This window comes from Jatrophihabitans sp. (assembly GCA_036389035.1).
Taxonomy (GTDB): Bacteria; Actinomycetota; Actinomycetes; order Mycobacteriales; family Jatrophihabitantaceae; genus Jatrophihabitans_A.
In genome coordinates this window covers 1-17,929 of sequence record DASVQQ010000035.1, presented here as the reverse complement: position 1 = coordinate 17,929, position 17,929 = coordinate 1, and the positions used below count along the sequence as shown (strand labels likewise).

At 72.9% G+C, this 17,929-nt stretch carries 14 protein-coding genes; all 14 read right to left on the bottom strand.

Going from position 1 to position 17,929, the window contains the following annotated elements:
- Positions 1-13: 13 nt before the first annotated feature.
- Positions 14-3,142 (bottom strand): DUF6519 domain-containing protein, encoded by a 3,129-nt coding sequence (locus VF557_18265; protein ID HEX8082162.1) that lies wholly within the window; start codon positions 3,140-3,142, stop codon positions 14-16.
- Positions 3,127-5,685 carry a phage tail protein gene (locus VF557_18260; protein HEX8082161.1) on the bottom strand — a complete coding sequence of 853 codons (2,559 nt, stop codon included), beginning with the start codon at positions 5,683-5,685 and terminating at the stop codon, positions 3,127-3,129. Before VF557_18260 ends, VF557_18265 begins: the two co-directional genes overlap by 16 nt.
- Positions 5,678-8,155 (bottom strand): baseplate J/gp47 family protein, encoded by a 2,478-nt coding sequence (locus tag VF557_18255; protein ID HEX8082160.1) that lies wholly within the window; start codon positions 8,153-8,155, stop codon positions 5,678-5,680. Before VF557_18255 ends, VF557_18260 begins: the two co-directional genes overlap by 8 nt.
- On the bottom strand, positions 8,152-10,593 hold the full coding sequence (locus VF557_18250) for a baseplate J/gp47 family protein (GenBank protein ID HEX8082159.1): 2,442 nt from the start codon (positions 10,591-10,593) through the stop codon (positions 8,152-8,154). The genes VF557_18255 and VF557_18250 overlap by 4 nt, the downstream gene beginning before the upstream one ends.
- A gap of 1 nt (position 10,594) precedes the next feature.
- Complete coding sequence (locus VF557_18245) at positions 10,595-10,987, bottom strand: GPW/gp25 family protein (GenBank protein HEX8082158.1); 393 nt, start codon at positions 10,985-10,987, stop codon at positions 10,595-10,597.
- Positions 10,984-11,313 (bottom strand): hypothetical protein, encoded by a 330-nt coding sequence (locus VF557_18240; GenBank protein ID HEX8082157.1) that lies wholly within the window; start codon positions 11,311-11,313, stop codon positions 10,984-10,986. The genes VF557_18245 and VF557_18240 overlap by 4 nt, the downstream gene beginning before the upstream one ends.
- Positions 11,313-11,822 (bottom strand): phage baseplate assembly protein V, encoded by a 510-nt coding sequence (locus VF557_18235; GenBank protein HEX8082156.1) that lies wholly within the window; start codon positions 11,820-11,822, stop codon positions 11,313-11,315. The genes VF557_18240 and VF557_18235 overlap by 1 nt, the downstream gene beginning before the upstream one ends.
- Complete coding sequence (locus VF557_18230; GenBank protein HEX8082155.1) at positions 11,819-12,907, bottom strand: contractile injection system protein, VgrG/Pvc8 family; 1,089 nt, start codon at positions 12,905-12,907, stop codon at positions 11,819-11,821. The genes VF557_18235 and VF557_18230 overlap by 4 nt, the downstream gene beginning before the upstream one ends.
- Positions 12,908-12,914: 7 nt before the next feature.
- Positions 12,915-13,190, bottom strand: a complete 276-nt coding sequence (locus tag VF557_18225) for a hypothetical protein (GenBank protein HEX8082154.1) — start codon at positions 13,188-13,190, stop codon at positions 12,915-12,917.
- A 9-nt stretch (positions 13,191-13,199) separates the two neighbouring features.
- Positions 13,200-13,901: a hypothetical protein gene (locus VF557_18220; protein ID HEX8082153.1), complete on the bottom strand. Its 702-nt coding sequence runs from the start codon at positions 13,899-13,901 to the stop codon at positions 13,200-13,202.
- Positions 13,898-14,143 (bottom strand): hypothetical protein, encoded by a 246-nt coding sequence (locus VF557_18215; GenBank protein ID HEX8082152.1) that lies wholly within the window; start codon positions 14,141-14,143, stop codon positions 13,898-13,900. Before VF557_18215 ends, VF557_18220 begins: the two co-directional genes overlap by 4 nt.
- On the bottom strand, positions 14,140-16,059 hold the full coding sequence (locus VF557_18210; GenBank protein HEX8082151.1) for an ATP-binding protein: 1,920 nt from the start codon (positions 16,057-16,059) through the stop codon (positions 14,140-14,142). Before VF557_18210 ends, VF557_18215 begins: the two co-directional genes overlap by 4 nt.
- 64 nt (positions 16,060-16,123) lie before the next feature.
- A complete protein-coding gene (locus tag VF557_18205) occupies positions 16,124-17,422 on the bottom strand; it encodes a DUF4255 domain-containing protein (GenBank protein HEX8082150.1) in 1,299 nt (432 codons plus the stop codon).
- Between the two features lie 6 nt (positions 17,423-17,428).
- On the bottom strand, positions 17,429-17,929 hold a 501-nt coding region (locus VF557_18200), incomplete at its 5' end, for a hypothetical protein (GenBank protein ID HEX8082149.1).

The window sequence follows — 17,929 nt, the reverse complement described above, 5'->3', positions numbered from 1 at the left end:
GCGAGCGCCTGCCTCAGAGGATCGTGTTCAGCGGCAACCAGGTGTTCAGCGGCGCCGGGAACGGCCGGTTCGTGGGCAGGGTCGCCCCGCCGTGCACCACGTTGCCGGTGACGGCGACCTCGCCGATGTCGCCCAGCGCCAGGGCGACGCCCGTTGTCTGGCCGCTACGGGTGCCGACGATGTTGCCGGTCAGCGTCCCGGTCTCCAGCCCGCCGATTCCCGCGATCACGCTGGAACGCTCGCTGGTCAGCCGGTTGCCGCTGACGTTGGCGGACGCGCCGAATCCCTCGTTGCGCTGCATCACCAGGAACAGGGCCCAGCCGGTCCTTCCGTTGACCGGCTCGGTGCAGTCGATGACGTTGTGGTCCACGCCGATCGCCGCCGTGAGGGTCGAATTGACCTGGGTGATCCTGGCGAACTCGCCCAGGCTGCGCATCGCCGAGAGCATGCCGGGGGACAGCCCGGTCCGCTCGGCGATGTCGGATGCCTTGAGGGTGAAGCCGATCGCGGCCTGCTTGGGTCCGGCGGCGGCCTTGGCGCCCCTGGCCTTGCTGGTCTGGCCGCCCTGGCCGGCGTCAGCAGCGTCATCGATGGGGTGCTCGACCGACAGCCGCGCCACCGTTTCGGCCGTCATCACCCGCTGGGACTCGGCCGCCTCGGCACGCAGCGCCTCCAGGTCGTCCAGGTCCACAAACCTCACCCCGGCCGGCTCGAAGTCCGGCAGGTCCGGCAGCGGAAGGGTCGAACCGAGCACCACCAGCTGGGCCAGCACCGGGTCGAACAGGCCGCCGGCCAGCGAGGCGTGCAGTTCGCGGACCTCCTCCGACCGCGACTTGATCTCATGCTCGCCGGTGTAGTCCGTGCTCCCCGAGGTCTGCTGGTCCAGAATCGCGATCCCCTGGTGGCCATTGCGAATCACGTTGTCCCGGACGCGTACCGAGCCGACCTCGGCGAGGATCACGATCCCGGAGCCGATGCCGTCGAACACGTTGTCACTGATCAGGGCGTCCTCGAGCAACGCGGGCAGCTGGCCGCCGCCGACCTTGCCCAGTGGCTTGGCCCCGAACGCGCCGGCGGCCGCGTTCGGAATGTGCATCAGGCCGGCCAGCACGCGCGTCACCTCCCGGTCCTCGATCGGCGCGCCGCCGTGATGCAGGAACCGGTTGTTGAGAACCCGGAGCCCCCAGCTGCCGCCGGACAGGAACACCCCGACCCCGAAGATGGAACGCGGCATCGTCTGCTCCACCTCGGGCGTGGTCTCGTGTTCGCCGAGGCTGAAGCGGAACAGGCAGTCGTCGATTTCGAGCACCGCGCAGTTCACCGGCCGGATTCCGATCGACAGGTAGCGCCCGGCGCCGGCGTCGTTGACGGCCCGGGCGGCAGCGCGGTCGAACAGGCCGCTGGTGCTCATCTGCAGCTTCGCCATCGCCCTGGGCACCTGCGGCAGCACGAACTCCAAGCCGGTGATCGTGACGTTGTCGGCATCGGCGAGTATCACCAAACCGTGGCCGAATTCCTCGATAACATCAGGGTATGCCGCGATCACCGCGGCTTCCGAGCAGCCGCGCAGGGTCATGTTCGAGTGCCATCTGCGCAGGATCAGCGGCCTGCGGAGCTCGTAGCGCCCGGGCGCGAAGCAGATGGTGATGTGACTGTCGCGGTGCGCCGTCTTGCGCCCGGTCGCGACCCGGTCGATCAGCTCCTGCAGCCGTCCTGAAGACGCGTCCGACGGGTGCACCTCGATCTCGCAGCAACCGTCGGATTCCAGGTCGGTGAGCGGCCTGAAGTGCCTGCGGCAGTCCTCCAGGACCACCAGCCGGCCATCCTGCTTCTCGTTCTCGGGCCTGCGCTCACCATCGCTGGTCCACTCGATCACCGCCAGCGGGCACACCCACCGGCGGGGCCCGTCCGGCGGCTGCGGGATGCGCAGGTAGCGCTCGGGGTAGACGGTCGTCGGCGTGCTCGGCCGGACGCCGACGCACCAGAAGTCACCCTCCTGCAACCGGTCCTCATCGGCGGAGGTGATGGTGATCCGCATGCCGGTGCCGGTGAGGCTGATCGGCTTGCCGATCACGGCGTCGGTGACCAGCTCTTCCCAGATCCGCAGGAACAGCTGGGGATTCTCGTCCGGGTCGGTGTAGTCGGCCGGCAGTGCCGCCGGGAACTGCACGGTCTTGGTGTCCGGGTCATACGGCGTGGCCAGCACACCGACCTCGCCGGTGAGAGCGGCCACGTAGCCCTCGATCACGCCGTCGCCACCGTGCAGTTCGGCGGTGGCCCGCAGCGCCTGGACGGCCTGCCCGGCGCGCGGGCGGTGGTAGTCATCGACCGGCGTGCGGTCCAGGGTGAGCACCGGCTTGTCGCTGGCGTCGGCGGTGACCCGGTACAGGAACGAGGCGTCGTCATAGCCCCAGAGAACGTCGAACGTGCCGTCGCGCCCGATCCTGGTCAGCTGCACCCGGATCAGCTGGTTCTCCGCCCCCAGGTAACCGCCGGTGCTGGAGGGCTCGCAGGGGTTCACCGGCTCGGGGTCGCCCTCCCAGCTGACCTGCAACCGCGAGTTGGATCCCAGCGCCGTCGTGTCCGGGTCGAACGTCACGCCCTGGCGGCTCCACCGCCTGACACTGTCGGCCATGGCCTCGGCGCAGGTCTGGCCGTCGGTGGGCAGCCGGAGGATCCGCTGCAGCAGCCTGCTGCGCGCCGCCCCGTCCGGCCCGCCGAGCGCGACCTCGTACAGCGCGGGATCCTCCACCGCGCTGACGTCGGTCTCCTCCACCAGCAGCAGCACGTGCTCGCGGCCGGTCTCCCGCCAGCTCCGGCCGCGGTCGAGCCAGTCGGGCTGGTCGTAGTCGCCGAGGTCGGTCTCGAGCTCCAGCCGCCAGCCGCCGACGTACATGGTCCCGGCGCCGACGGTGAGCTCGAAGCCCTTGCCGTCCCAGCCGGTCCCGCCCGAGACGGCATAGCCGTTGTCGGGGGTGCCCACCGGGCCGATGATGTCGATCAGCTCGTGGCGGCGCTCCTCGACGTCGATGACGCGCTGCTCGTTCTGCTCGGCTTCGAGGCTGACCCGGCCTTGTTGGCCGATGACCCCCCGGTAGCCGCGCGCCGGGTCAAAGGACAGCCGTGCTACATCGGTGGCCATGGCCTGCCTCTCGTCAATTCACCCTCGGGGTCGGCCTCGGGCAGGTGGATCAGTACCGGGCTGAGGCCGATCGGCAGGTACTCCTGGAGCTTGATCAGCAGCGACCGGTCCTTGATGGCGGCGTTGTCGCGGCAGAACACACCCATCTCCGAACCGCCGTGGCTGCCGGTGAGCAGGCTCGGCGGGCCGCCGGTGTTGCCGCCGACGATCGCGCTGTCGGCGCCGTCGTGCAGTTGCCCGTAACCCCACTCGCCGTAGCGGCGGCTGAGCAGGATCGGCGCGCCCGGCGCGATCTGCACCGACTCGTAGCGCCGCCCGAGCGCGCTGCCGGTCGCCCACGCCGAGAACCGGATGCAGCCGTCCTGGGCGTTGCGGACCCGCACCACGTCGTCCAGGATCGACTCGCTGCAGTCCAGCTGGTGGACGTAGGCCCGGCCCAGCACCGTGCACCTGACCAGCTCGACGGCGCCGGCGTCGGTGGCCAGCGCGGCGTCGGCCAGCGCCACCGGGTAGGCCTCGGCCAGCAGCAGCTGGTTCAGCGGGCCCAGGTCCGCGGGCGGGTCGACCAGCGCCTCGGCGGCGGCAGCAGCGGTGGCGTCGGTCAACGGGTGGCCGGCGAACCGCTCGGCCGTCCAGACCAGCGGGCCGTCAACCACTGCCTGCAACGCGGCCGCCACCGCCTTGGCGTCGGCGTCGGGCACGTCGGTGTTCTCCTCGTGGGCGTTGACGGCGGCGATGGTGACGGCGTCGAGCTGGCCGGCCAGCCAGTCCGACAGCTCGTCGCGCTGGTGCCGCAGCGCGCTGAGCATGGCGTCGGCGTCACGCAGCCGGCCGCTGATCGTGCCCGCGGCCTCGGTCGGCAAGCCCTGCAGGATCGAGTCGGTGGCCACCAGGCGCTGGATCAGGCCGCCGGTCCGGGTGCGGATCGGGCCGGTGATGCAGCGGTCGATCACCAGCGAGCGCACCTGGCCCTCGACCCAGACGGTCACCGACCTGAGCGGGCGGCCGTCGACCCCGGAGTCCCAGACCGTCGGCGGGGTGCGCAGCGAGCCGCTGTTGCCCGGGTCGAGCGTGCAGCAGGACAGCGTCACCTCCTCGAAGCTGCCGCGCAGCACGATGTCGGCGCCGCTGACCAGCAGGCCCTCCAGCCGCAACGTGGCGTCCTGGCCGGTCAGCACCCACGGCGCGCCGTTGGGATCCAGCCGGATCACCGCGCGTTCGGAGTCCTCGGCGCGGATCGTGAGGTTCTCGATCGCCACCGGATCGGCCACCGCGGTCAGGGTCCGGCCGTCGGTCACCACCACGGAGCCGGTGGGGCCGAGGGCGGCCAGCGCGTTGGGCAGCGCGATCGCCGAGCCGCCGGCGATCCGGATGCGCGGCGACGGATCGGGTCGGACCGGCTCACCGAGCCGGCGGCGGTCATAGGGCCCGGCGCCGACCCGGGAGAACAGGCCGTGGTGATAGCCGGCCTCCACCTCGGCCGGGGCGCCGGCCAGGGTCTGGAACCGGCCCACCTCCGGCCACACCCGCACCCGCTCCAGCGGCACCAGGTCACCGCTGCCGGTCGCGCTCACCGACAGGCTGTCGCCCCACAGGCCGGCCGCGTTCGGATCGGGATAGCCGGTGGGACCCGGATCGGCCTGCGCGGCCTCGGTGATCGCCTCCCAGAGCGGTTCGGTCAACGGCATCGGCAGCTGCCACACCGGCACCGGCAGCCAGCTCTCGCCGTAGTCGTTGGCGCCGCGCAGCGCGGCCGTGAACAGCGGGATCTGCCGTCCGGTCGGGTCGAAGGTGAAGTGGCCGGGACAGCCGGCCACCGGCACCGGCGTGGCCCGGTCGACCCGCAGCGCCACCGAGCGCCACAGGAAGAAGCCGACCTTGGAGATGCCGTACCAGCCGAGGTCGCCGCGGCCGTGCCGGACGTCGACGCGATGGTGGTACTCGTCGAAGGCCGTGCCGGTGAGGCTGGCGCCGAGCGGGTTGCGCAGGTCCGCCCAGCCGCCCGCGGGCGTCCCGGTCAGCGGGCCGGTGAGCTGCTCGAGCCGCTGCAGCGTGCGGGCGCCGGCCGGGTCGGCGGCCGAGGCGGGCCGCCCGATGGCCGGATCCAGGTTGTGCCGGGTGCGCGAGAGCCGGCGGAAGAACTCGATCACCCGGGTCTCGTAACCGGTCACGTCGTGGCTCAGCTGCTCCAGCAGCGCGACGGTGCCCTTGCGACGGCGGTAGTAGATGGTGTTCGCCACGTCCAGCCGCTGGCCGCGGGCATCCATGCTGGGCACCAGGTTGGTGGCCAGCAGCTCGGCCAGGTACGGGATCACCCAGCTGTCGCAGGTCTCGATCGACTGGTCCTCCCACAGCCGGTCGATGCTGCGCCGGACCACCGCCATCGAGGCGCCGATCCGGTCCAGCAGCTCGCGCAGCGGGCCGTCGCCGTCCACGGTCTCGCTGTCGGCGGCGCGGTAGGCCGCCGGGACGAGGGACCACAGCTTGTCGGCGTAGCGGGTCTCGTAGCCGTCCCGGACGCCGCCATAGATCGGCTCAGACACCGGCGCTCACCTCCTCGGCCAGGAACAGGTGCTCGGGCCGCATCGTGAAGAAGCCGCCCGGGCCGGGCGTGAACCGCGGCCCGCTGGACTTGTGCACGCCGCCGCGGATCCACAGCATCAGCAGCTGGCGGGTGGCCAGCACCCCCGGCACGGCGGTGATGACCTCCTCGATGCGGCTGCGGTACAGCGGCTCGCCCAGGGCCAGTGCCCCCGGCGCGAACAGCTCGTCCAGCACCGCGGCGCGCACTCCGGCGTACACCGTGTCCGCCACGTAGGACCGCTCGATCCGCAGCACCACCCGCAGCGCCGAGAGGCACGGCACCGCCGCCACCACGGTCAGCGGGCGGTTGGGGTCGGCCTGGGCGCGCAGCGCGGCCTTGGCCGAGGCCAGCGCGCCGGCGTCGTCGCCGACGTAGACCCGCACCGTCGGCCGCTGCTCGACCGGGTCCCATTCCCACGCCGACGCGGCCCGGGTGACGCCCGGCGCGGCGGCGGCCACGGCGGCGTAGTCCGCACCGGAGATGGCGCGTCCGAAGGTCAGCACCGACCGGGGCGCCAGCGTGCGGATCTCGGCGGCGGGCTCGGGATCGCTGCCGCCGACCGGCGGCACCGGGTTGCGCACCGAGCGCAGGTTCGGCACCGCGGTGAGCAGCTGCGACAGGCTGCCGGCCGGCGGCACGGCCGCACCCGAGCCCACCCGGTAGGTCGCGCTCACCGCCGCGCCCGAGGGCAGCCGCCGGCCGGTCTCGCCGTTGCCGGTGCGGATGTGGGTCTTGCCCTCGTCGTCGTTGTAGGTGCAGAAGATCGACTCGTCCGGGCCGTGGCCGTACAGCGTCGGCACCTCGGTCCAGTACCGCCCGGCCACCGCCAGGATGACCGTGGAGGAGTACCCGTCGCCCGAGCGGCCGGGGAAGTCGGTGAGGAAGGTCACCGGCGACTTGGACAGCGCGAAGTCCTGGCCGGCCTGGGTGGCATCGCCCACGCCGAGCTGCTCGTCGCGGACCGTGGCCCCGCGGCTGACGGTGACCAGGTCCCACAGGATCCGCAGCGGCGCCTGCAGGGCGGCGCCAGGGCCGGCGCCGGCGATGGCGACGTCGGCCGAGCCCGCCGCCGGGGTCGCGGTGACGATCGCGCCGTTGCCGTTGACGTCCTCGACGAGCGCCGGGGTGGCCACCCCCGCGGCGGCGGCCGGCGGGCCGGCCAGGGTCAGCTTGCCCGGCAGCGCGGTCAGGGTGTGGACGGGCGTGTCGAGCAGCGGGCCGACGTCGGTCCAGCCGCTGCGCACCGCCACCTTGCTGGCCTGCGAGCCGTAGCCGGCGGGCAGGTTCGCGCCGCTGTGCACCTGCACGCTCAGCTTGGCGACCACCAGCGGGATGCCGGGGACGCCACCGGCCGGCGGCGTGCTGGGGGTGCCGGCGGCGGCGTTGGCGTACCAGAGCAGCTCGGCGTACTCCGTCAGCCGCACCACGTCGAAGCCGGACCCGGGGCTGACGCCCACCCCCGCCCCGGGCAGCTCGACCAGCAGCGGGTCACCGGCCTTGAGGTAGCGCGCCGGGCCGTCCAGCGTCAGGCTCGAGGAGGCCACCACTGTCGCCCCGGACGGCAGCGTGGACAGGTGCGCGGTGTGGGTGGGGTAGGCCAGGCGGTAATCGGCCGCCTTGGCGTTGGACGGCAGCGACGAGGTGCCCTCCAGCCGCACCCGGGTGTTCTTGCGGCCGTTCGCGTCCTTCTCCACCGCCAGGCCGGTCACCCGGACCAGCACGGCCGGCTGGTTGGCCCCGCTCCAGGTCTTGGTGCTCAGCAGCAGCCGGTCGTTGACCGCGATCGAGGACGGGGTGCCCTTGACCAGCACGCCGCCACGGGCCAGCAGCTGGGTGTGCGCCGGCGGCACGGCCGCGCCGGGCGGTGCGGAGGACGGCGGTCCGGCCGGCGGCGCCGCGGTGCTCAGATCCTCCGGGGTCGGTCCCGGCGCCGTCGTCGGCCGGCTGAACGTGGTGCTCGCCGTCGTCTCGAAAGTCTGGGACTCCAGCCCCGGAGCGGCCTTGGACGCGATCGCCAGGCCGGCCCCGATCACCAGCGGGCCGGGGCCCGAGGCCACCACGGCCAGCGTGCCGGTCGCGCCGATCCCGGGACGGGGACGGTAGCCGAGCAGGCCGACCAGGTGCTTGACGCTGCTGTCCAGCTGGGCGGTGCCCAGAAAGTGTTCGTTGACGATCCGCTCGTTGTAGAAGGCCAGGATGTCGGCGACGTAGGCCCACCAGTCGAGCACCTGCAACCCCAGGTCGCCGGTAGCGGTGGGCTTGAAGGCGTCGAGCTCGGTCTCACCGTCGAGGTGGGTCAGCAACGCCCTGCGAAACGTCGAGAAGGTGCCGACCCGGTAGGCCAGCTGGGACAACCCGCTCGGGTTGCTGATCGGGTATCTGGTGGGCAGCTCGCCGCAGCCGCCGCCGCAGCCGCACTGGCAGCTCATTTGCCACCCTCCACCACGAGCCGGATCGAGCCGTAGTCGGGCCGGTTGGGGTCGTTGTCGACCCGGATGATCTCCTCGTGCCCCACCGTCACCACCTCCGGCATCGCGACGAAGTCCGGCACGTACCCGCGCCGGCGGTAGCCGATGCCCACCACGCCCTCCACGCCCACCGCCCGTTGGATGGCCGCCTCGAGCTCGCTGCGTTCCAGCGAGCTGCCGAAGCGATGCCGGCCGGGGGCGAAGAATCCGCTGCGGCCGTCGCACAGCCGTCCGGTGCCCAGCTCGGCGAGCACGCCGGCCTCGACCTCGCCACGCAACGCCCAGGAGTGCGCGCACACCACCACGATCAGGTCCAGCCCGACGTACCTGGGGGTGGGGGTGAAGACTTCGTAGCCGGCGATCCGGCGGCGTCCGAGCAGCTCGATCAGCTGGGAGTGCTCGCGCACGCTCAGCTGCTCGGCGGTGCGCGGTTGGGCGGTGCTGAAGACGCTCAGCCAGCTGCCGGTCCAGCGCATCGAGGTGCCGGCGTCCAGCACCCAGTCCAGCTCCTCGGCGGCGCGGTCGTAGTCCTCGACCCGCACGGCGCGGAACTGCCTGGCCCGGAAGGCCTGCGGGGCGTTGGCGCGGACGTGCTCCAGCGTCTCCTCATCCGCGCCGCCGGTCGCCGCGAACGGGTTGACAGCCGACAGGATCACCCCGCTGACCGCCTCCGGGACCGTCGAGATGGAATCGGCCGCGACGTTTCCGGCCTCGCCGGCCGTGACCCGGTAGGTCAGCTCGAAGGCCGCGCCGGTCGGTGGCCGCTCGCCGAACGCCCCGTCGCCGAAGCGCACCGAGTTCCCGCCGTCGCCGTCGTACTCGAACCAGGGCAGCCCGCTGCTGCGGTCCACCCGGATGTCGCGGTAGGCGACCGGGTCGATGGTGTAGGCCGGCTCGAAGACACCGGCGTCCAGCAGCGAGCGCCGCCACCGCCAGGTCCGGGGCAGGTCTCCGGCGTCGGACGGCCGCTGGATCAGGCACACCTCCGGACGGGTGGTCGCGCCGCCGCCGGTCGACCCGTCCCCGGCAAGCCAGGCCAGCCGGCCCTGGACGAGGGTGTGCAGGTAGGTGGGAGCCGGGTCCCCGCAGCCGGCGTCCGGGCCGCTTCGGGTCACCGCGGCCTTGCCGGCGTCGGCCGAGCCGGGCTCCGGATCGATGACGAACGTCTCGGTGTGGCGGCGGCCCTCGACGGACGGGATCAGGTTGCCGGCCAGCACCGTGCGCTCCAGGGCGTGCTCGGCGGCCAGCGCCTCGGTCGCGTCCCAGCGCAGGTGGGTCAGCGTGATGCCGTAGAGCTGATCCACCTCCTCGACCGCCCCGGTCAGGTGCACCACCGCGCGGGTCGGCGGGTCCGCCGGGCTGGCGGCCTCGGTGTCCAGCAGAAGCGCGATGCCGGTGCTGCCGAGCTGCGGGTCGGTGACCGGAAAGCCGAAGCCGTGCCCGCGCACCCACATCTCGCACGCGCCGGCCGGCAGGCAGCTGCGCGAGTCGTCCCACCAGTAGGGCACGATCCGGGGCTGCGCCGGCGTCACCGAGTGGTCCCAGCGGTTCCAGCGCGGGTCCAGGCCCAGCGGCCCGGCGGCCAGTTCGCCGGTCTCGGGATCGACCAGCCCGTGCCCGAGCTCGAAGCTCAGGGCGCCGCCGTCGGGCTGCGGCGCCTGCACCGTCATGCCCGCGGGCACGCTCGTCGTGCTGACGTCGACCTGGATCAGCGCCTGCGCCGAGGTGGCCGGCCGCGGCTCGTAATCGACCAGCCGGGCGTGCCGTACCACCGAGTTGCGCTGGGTGGCCGTGGCCAGAGTGCGCTCGTGGGAGATCCGGTCCTGCAGGTAGCTCAGGTCATCGCCGACCGCACTGAGCAGCTCCAGCAGCATCATCCCGAGGTCGGGCTCGTCGCGCTCCACCCAGCGGGGGTAGGCGCTGGCGGAGTAATCCAGCAGCGCCGCCCGCAGGCTGGTGTAGTCCTTGGCCAGGTAGTCGATGACCGGCCCGCCGCCAGGCGGTTGCTCGCACTGCTCGGCGGGTGCGCAGTCCAGGTTCGACGGGCAGCCGGCCTTGAACGAGAACCGCGCCGAGGAGTAGAACGAGTCCAGCGCGGTGCTGGCGATGCTCAGCCGGTAGAAGGAGAAGTCGCCCGGGAACGGGGTGCGCAGCTCGAGCGTCGGCCGGCCGGCGTCGTCGGCGCCCCAGTCGGCCGCGGTCAGCGGCAGGACCGGGACGCTCGGGACGGACTCCCCGCCGGTGATGGTGATCGGGTTCGTCGCCGCCAGCGTGGCCTGCACCGCGACGGTATTGAGAAAGTGCACCCGCAGCGAGGTCTGGGCGGCACTGGTGATCTCGACGAAGTCGATGCCGTTGAGCGTCGGGGACGCGAGCAGGTCAGCGAGCCGGTCAGGCATGTCAGCTCACCCGCACCGAGAGGCTGGCCGGGGTCTGGGTCTCGACCAGCGTGTAGGTGACGGTGATCAGCAGGCTGCCCTCGTCCAAGCCGTTGGACGGGTCAGCGCCCGAGAGCACCTGCACGTCGGTCAGGCGCACCTGCCCGGCCAGCCAGCGGTTGATCGACTGCTGCACCTGGATGCGCACGGTGGCGGTCAGCGCCTCGGACTGCGGCGCGAACACCAGCCGGCGCAGCCCGCAGCCGAACTCGGGCAGGCAGACCCGCTCGCCGGGGCTGGTCAGCAGCAGTTGCCGCAGCAGCTGGTTGACGTGCTCGGGGTAGTTGGCGCGGGCCAGCTGGCGGGCGCCGGCGTCGACCCGCAGCGGGTAGGCGTAGTCGTGTCGGATGGTCACAGCCCGCTCACCTTCGCCTGGGTGGAGACGATCATCACCGGGCCCTGCGGGGCGCCGTCCGCGGCCTTGCAGAGCCCGACGCTGTCGGTGGTCAGCGGTTGCGAGCCACCGGCGGTGGCCATCAGCGCGGTGACGATCCACTGCACCTGCAGGCACGGATGCGGCGCGCCGGCCACGTTGAACGCGCAGCCGCCGACGGTGAAGGTGTCGCTGGACAGCACGATCTGCGCGCCGCCCAGGCTGACCTTGCTGTTGCTGGCGATCGCGCTGACCATGCCGCCGTGCGGGCATTGCAGCGTCGCCGAGGACGTCAGGTAGGCGCCCATCAGCTGACCTTGAAGGCGTCGCTGTTGAGGGCCACGCTGGAGTCGGTCACCGCGACCGTCTTGCTGCCCCGGGTGGTGGTGACGCCGCTGCTGTCCAGGACCACGGTGCCGCCGTTGGAGTCGCCCAGGCTCACCTCGCCGGCGTCGTCGTCGAAGAGCAGCTGGTGCGGCGCGGCGGTGACGATGCCGCGGACCGTCGGGCTCGCCTCGGCCGGCAGCTCGCCGGCGCGCCAGAAGCAGCCCACCCAGATCGGGTAGGAGACGTCGCCGCCCTCGAACTCGATCCAGACCGCCGCGCCCGGCTCGGGCAGGAAGAAGAAGCCCACGCTCGGGCCGGCGTAGGGCACGCACGGCTGGCACCAGCCGCTCGGCGTGGTGCCCAGCACCGCCGGCACGGTGGCCTTGATCCGCAGCGTGCTGGCGTCCACGTCGGTGACGATGCCGCGGTACTTGCCGTAGAACCGGTGCTGCAGCCGGTCGGCGAGTTCGAAGAGCAGGTCCTCGTTCATGCCGCCGGCCCCATCGCGTTGCGCACCAGCGTGAAGGACATCGCGTGCGCCTGGGTGGTGATGCTGTGCCGCACGCTCCACACCAGGTACGAGCCCGACAGCAGCGAGCCGCACCCCTCGACGTCGACAACGGCCCCGACCCGCAGCACCTTCTTGAGCACGTTGAGGTCGGCGGTGCCCTCGCACCGGACGAACCAGCCGGCCTCGCGCAGCAGCCCCGCCGCCCGGGCCGGCAGCTCCGCGGTGTCGGCGGCCGCGGTGAGGATGACGCTCTTGTCCTTCTTGGTGAACGAGGCCAGGTCCTGGGCGTCCAGCGGCCGCAGCCCGGAGGACGAGGTGTCGGCGCTGACCCCGTCCTGGTCGTCGTCGGTCAGGCTGGCCTGCCGGGCCGCCACGCTGCTGGGCCGGGTGGCGTCCCAGCTGAAGTCCAGCATCGGCACGCTGCTGGTCTTGGGGTCGTGCACGCCGATGGTGACCGCCGCCGGCCCGGTCAGGCTCGGGGTGGCGAAGTAGCCGGTCCGCTTGCCGGCCTTGTCGGCGCAGGTGACCCGGAACCAGCGTCCGGTGCGCCGGGCCAGCCGGCGCAGGAAGTCGGCGTCCGAGGCGCGCTGCATCAGGGTGTGCTCGTCATCGGTGTGCGCGGGGCTCGACTCGCGGCTGTTGTCGGCGGCGGGGGAGAAGTCGTACTTGGCGAAGATCTGGCCGGCGACGTCGCTGTCGCTCAGGCCGGACCATTCCTTGACGGTCTCGGTCAGGCCCATCAGGACGCTGGCGTCCTGACCCCAGACCTCGACGGTGGCGCCGGCGGGTCCGGCCGGCAGGTGCACCTTGTGGGTGAGGACGTAGCCGTCAAAGATGCAGTGCTGGTCACCGCCGTCCGGGGTGGCCAGCACGGCGATGTTGGCGTACGGGGCGATCCGGGCGTCGCCCACCCAGCTGAGCTCGCCGTCCTTGGCCGACACCGGCAGCTGCATCGACAGGGCGCCGGGCAGGTCGGCGTTCTCCTCGATCTCCAGCCGGCTGAGCAGGTCGTAGAACTCCTCCTTGGCGGGCGTGCCGTCGAAGAGCACCTGGTAGGTGGACATCTCCCGCTCACCGCCCCGGATCCGGGATGGCGATCAGCTCGTGCGCGGCCAGGGCGTCCGGGGACAGGGCGCCGTTGGCGTCGCACAGCGCCCAGGACTTCGTCGCGTCCTTGAGGAACTGGTAGGCGATCACGTCCAGCCGCTCGCCCTCGCCGCGGCGGTACCAGCCGACGGTCCGGCCGGGGAAGGTCTGCGGGATGCGGGTGACGACGACGACCGAGCCGTCGGCCAGCGTCACCTGGTAGGTGCCGGCGTTGGCGTAGCGGCTGTCTGATGAGAACACTGTTCGACCTCAGATCGGCAGCATGCCGAGGATGGACTCCCCGGCATTGATGAGGTTGGCGACGGCCAGCACTTCGCGCAGGCCGTGGGAGTAGGCGTTGGCGGCGTTGGCGAGCCCGGCCAGGGTGTCGGTGGCGTGCTTGAGTTCGTCATCGCTCAGCACCCGCAGGGTGATCTGCACTTCCGCCTTGGTGGGATTGAGCAAGCTGTCATAGAGCCGCTCGGTGACCGTCAGGGCCGTCACCCGGACCGGGACGATGCGCCCCGGTCCCCAGACGAACAGCACGGTGTTGATGGTGTTGGCCGGGACGCTCCGCTTGACGCCGCCGCCGGAGCCGCCGAGCAGGGAGCCGATCCCGGCGGTGACCGAGCCGAGCAGGCCGCCGGCGGTGGCGCTGGCCGGGAACAGCAGCATCTCCAGCGCGGCCAGCCGCGAGTACACCCCGCTGACCTGGGCCAGCGCGGCAGAGGCCACCCCGTCGGCGATCGAGTCGGCCGCGTCCAGGGACAGCGTGAACGAGAACGACTCGCCCGGATTTCCCTTGACTGCAAGGGGATTGGTCGTCGTCTGGTTGGGCCCGGCGGTCGGCGCCTCGGGCTGGGTCCAGGCGTGCGACATCGACTCCGGGTTGTACTGGAAGACGATGATGTTCGGGATCGGGATCAGGCCGGTCGGCATGAACTCGACCAGCGCGCCGCGCAGGAAGGTCATGTCGCCGCCCCGTCCACCCGCAGGGCCGCCTCGATGGCGTGCGCCACCGCGTCGGCCAGCTGCTCGACGGTGCGCCCGTCGGTCCCGTCCAGGGCCGGCACGCTGACCGAGACGTTGCCCGCGGCTCGCAGCGGCACCCGCCCGAGGGCGAGCCCGACCAGCTCGGCCAGCCGGCGTGCCTGCGCCTCGGACAGCGGGCCGGCGTGCAGGCTCAGCCGGTCGATGCGCACGGTCGCCGTCACAGCGCCACCGCCGCGGGATGGCCGGGCTGCACGGGGTGCTCGAGGCGCAGGACGGCGCCGCGCTTGGACAGCTCGCGCCGCGAGGCGTTGAGCACCGTCTCGGCCGAGATCAGCGCGCCTTCCTCGCGGGCGTCGAAGGCGGCCGACAGCGCGATCGACTTGATCTCGGCGCCGGTCAGCTCGAGATGGGTGGCCAGCCACTCGTGATCGAGCACCCCGGTGATCGGCTCACCGGTCGAGGTGCGCTCGGGCAACGCCAGCTGCCACAGCCGCAGCCGTTCGGCGCGGGCCGGCGCGACGAAGTCGATGACGGTGCGCAGGCGGCGCAGGAACGCGGCGTCCAGGTCGCTCTTGCGGTTGGTCGCCAGGATCGCCACGCCGGAGAAGGTGTCCAGCCGCTGCAGCAGGTAATCGATCTCGATGTTGGCGTAGCGGTCGTGCGCGTCGCGGACCTGGGTGCGCTGCCCGAACAGGGCGTCGGCCTCGTCGAAGAAGATCAGGACGTTGCTGCGCTCTGCCTCGGAGAACACCGCGGCCAGCTGCTTCTCGGTCTCGCCGATGTACTTGCTGACCACGGTTGCCAGGTCCACCCGGTACAGGTCGAGCTCCAGCTCGCGCGCCAGCACCTGCGCGGCCATCGTCTTGCCGGTGCCGCTGGGGCCGGCGAACAGCGCGGTCACCCCCGCGGTGGACGGGCACAGCCGCCGGAACTCCCAGTCATCGAGCACCTCCTGGCGCAGCAGCACCTGGTTGCGCAGCCGCCGCAGCGCCGCCTCGACCTGCTCCGGAACGACCAGGTCGTCCCAGCCGTAGGGCAGTGCCAGCGGCGACATCGTCTCCAGCGCCCCGGCGCGCAGCCGGTTGCGCACCACCTTCGAGGCTCCTGCCCCGGCGGCGGCAGCGGCGTCGATGTCGGCCGGCGTCAGCTCCCAGTCCTCGATGATCCGTGGTGGCTGGCGGTCCGAGCGGTCGGCCCAGAGCCGCTGCCGCTGCCCGGCGGTGGTCGCCGGCATCGTCCAGCTCAGCCGCACCACGCCGGCCGGGGTACTGCGCGCGGGCGCTGACCGGGCGACGAAGGTCAGGGCGCCGGGGCTCGCGTCGACTCCGATGACCGAGTCGACGCCGCAGTCCCAGATCGGCAGCGCGTCGAGCAGCCGGGCCGCGCGCAGCCCGCGGACGCCGGCGCCGGCGTCCAACAGCGCCGGGGTGCGCCCGAGCGCGACCGCCAGTTGGGCCAGCAGGGTGCGCCGGCCGGAGCCGGGTGCGCCGACCAGCTCCACCTCGCAGCCGGCGCCGCGCACGCCGGACGCGGCCTCGCCCATCTCGGCCAGCAGGGCCGGCTGCAGGCATTGCAGGCCGGTGGTGTCCAGCAGGGTCGCGTCCGCGCGGGCGGCCAGCCAGTCCTGCTCGCCGGCGAGGTAGCCGGCTATGTCGGCCTCGACCGTCCACGGCGTGGTGCTGTGCCAGCAGTCCTCGGCCGGCGCTGCCAGCGCCCAGCGCGCCAGCGAGCCCGCCGGCCCGGGCTGGTAGCCCGGCGGCCAGTTCCACAGCAGCGCCGCGATCGCCGGCGTCGGCGGCGCGGGGGTGGCCGCGTCCTCGAGGTAGCCCAGCACCTGGTGCAGCCGTGGCGTCAGCTCGCAGGCGGCCAGCAGCGCCAGCCATTCGGTCTCGCGACCGGTCAACCCGAGCGAGGTGATCAGGTGGCGCCACCGCGCGTCGGCCACGATCGCCGCGCGGGCTGCTGCCGCCGCCTCGGCTACCGCGTTCGGCCAGGCCGGCGGGGGATCGGCGGCCACGATCTCGTCGATCACGTCGTGCACCGAACCGGACCGCTCCCGCAGCATCCACCGCTCGCGCAACGCCTGGACGTGTGCCCCGGCCAGCGCGCGCACCGCGGTCTCCCATAGGGGGCTCACGGCCCGTGGCTCGGACAGCCGCGTCTCAGGCCGGTCAGTGTCGGGCCGCTGCGTCTCAGGCATCTCAGACCACCGCCCACAGCGCCGGATCGGCCTCGACGTCGGCGACCCGCAGGCCGATCTGATGGTTGCCGGCGGGCAGGTTCTCCGGCGCGGCGAAGGTGATCAGCGAGCCACCGCTGCACTGCCACTCACCGGGGTCCGGGGTGGCGCCGGAGGCGATCCGGGTCAGCTCCACCGTCCCGAGCCGCAGGCTGGCCCCGGACGTGGCGACGTTGCGCACCGCGAAGGTGTAGATCCCGGCGCCGGAGGCGGTCAGCAACGGCCCGCCGCTCGGGTCGATCCAGGGCGCGATGCTGATCGGCACCGCGTTCGAGCGCCAACCCGGCTCCGACGGCCGGGTGACCACCAGCTCGTAGCGGCCGGCCGGCGTGGCCGTCCCGGCGGGTGGGCGCAGCAGGAAGGGCACCCCGCGGGCCGGCGGCGTCGGGTACGGCAGGGTGAGCGGGACCTTCCAGGTGGCCGTCACGTCGGTCTCGGTCGCGACCCCGTTCGAGTCGTAGGAGACCAGCCGCACGTGGTCGGTGTCGGCCAGCATCAGCGCGTCGAGTTCGAAGACCTGCCCGCCGACCCCGGCTGGAGCCGGCGCGGTGCTGGCCGGCGATTGCTGGAAGATCTTGTTCGCCGGTCCGGGCAGGACGTAGTTGACGGTGCGGCGGGTCGAGAGCAGCCGGGGCAGGCTCGGGTCGGCGGGCGGGTCTGTAGGCGCGGACACCAGGTTGACCGAGGTGACCGGCGGAGCCGGCGGCGGCAGGTCCGGCGGGGTCAGGAAGACCACGGTGACCCGGTATTGCGCGGTGGTGCGCAACGGCAGGCCGAGGCCCTGCCAGAGCCTGCTCAGCTCGTCGAAGGTCGGCGTCTCCAGGGTCAGCGTCACCTCGCTCGGCGCCACCGGGCTGGGCAGCGGCGTCGGGGTGGGCAGCTTGACGGTCGCGTGCTCGTGGAAGGCCTGCATCGCGATGCCGAGCACCTGCTGCTCCTGCACGTAGCTGGACTGGGCGCGGGCCGAGAGCATGTACCACAGGTCCAGACACAGCGGTTCGAACGCGACCGGTTGCTTGCCGCCACTGCCGCCGGACTGCGCCGCCTGGGTCCAGAACGAGTTGGCCAGGAACTTGTCGGGGGCGATGTGGAACAGGTAGAGGTTCAGCTCGCAGTCCGAGCCACCGGCGGGCGTCTCGGGATGCTGCCCGCTCACGGCGACCGAGAACGGCGGTGGGCCGCCGCCGAAGACCGGGCTGGCGTTGATCGCGCCGGTCAGGATGGTGCGCAGCGTGTCGGTGACGATGGACAGGTCATGCATCGCGCATCACCCCTGCCCCAGGCCGAAGGCGGCGCCCGGACGGCTGAGCCGGCCGGGCGGGGCAGCCAGGGCGGCCGGAGCCGGCTGCCGCGGGGCCGGGGCAACCGCCGCGACGGCAGGCGGCGGGACGGGCGCGGCGATCGTCACCTCGATGGCGCCGATGTGCACCTGCGGCGCCCGGGCCGGTCGCTCCCGGGCCGGACCGGGTGGAAAGACCGCGGCCGGCGCGGTGCCGCGAGGCTCGGTCCGGACGACTCGCGCGGCCGGGGCCGGCTGCCGGGCCGGCGGCGTGGCGGGCGGGTGGATGGTGACCGGCTGGGCGTCGCGCCGGACCTGGTCCGACAGCGCGGACAGCCGGGCCAGGGCGTCGGTGACGGCGGCGGGCAGCTGCGCCGGGGGCCGCTGTGCCGGTGCGGGCGCCGGGGTGTCGGCGTCCCGCCGGCGGGGCCGGTCCGGTTGCCCGGACCTCTCGACGCTCGTCCGGGTCGCCGGCAGCGGGTGCGGCCG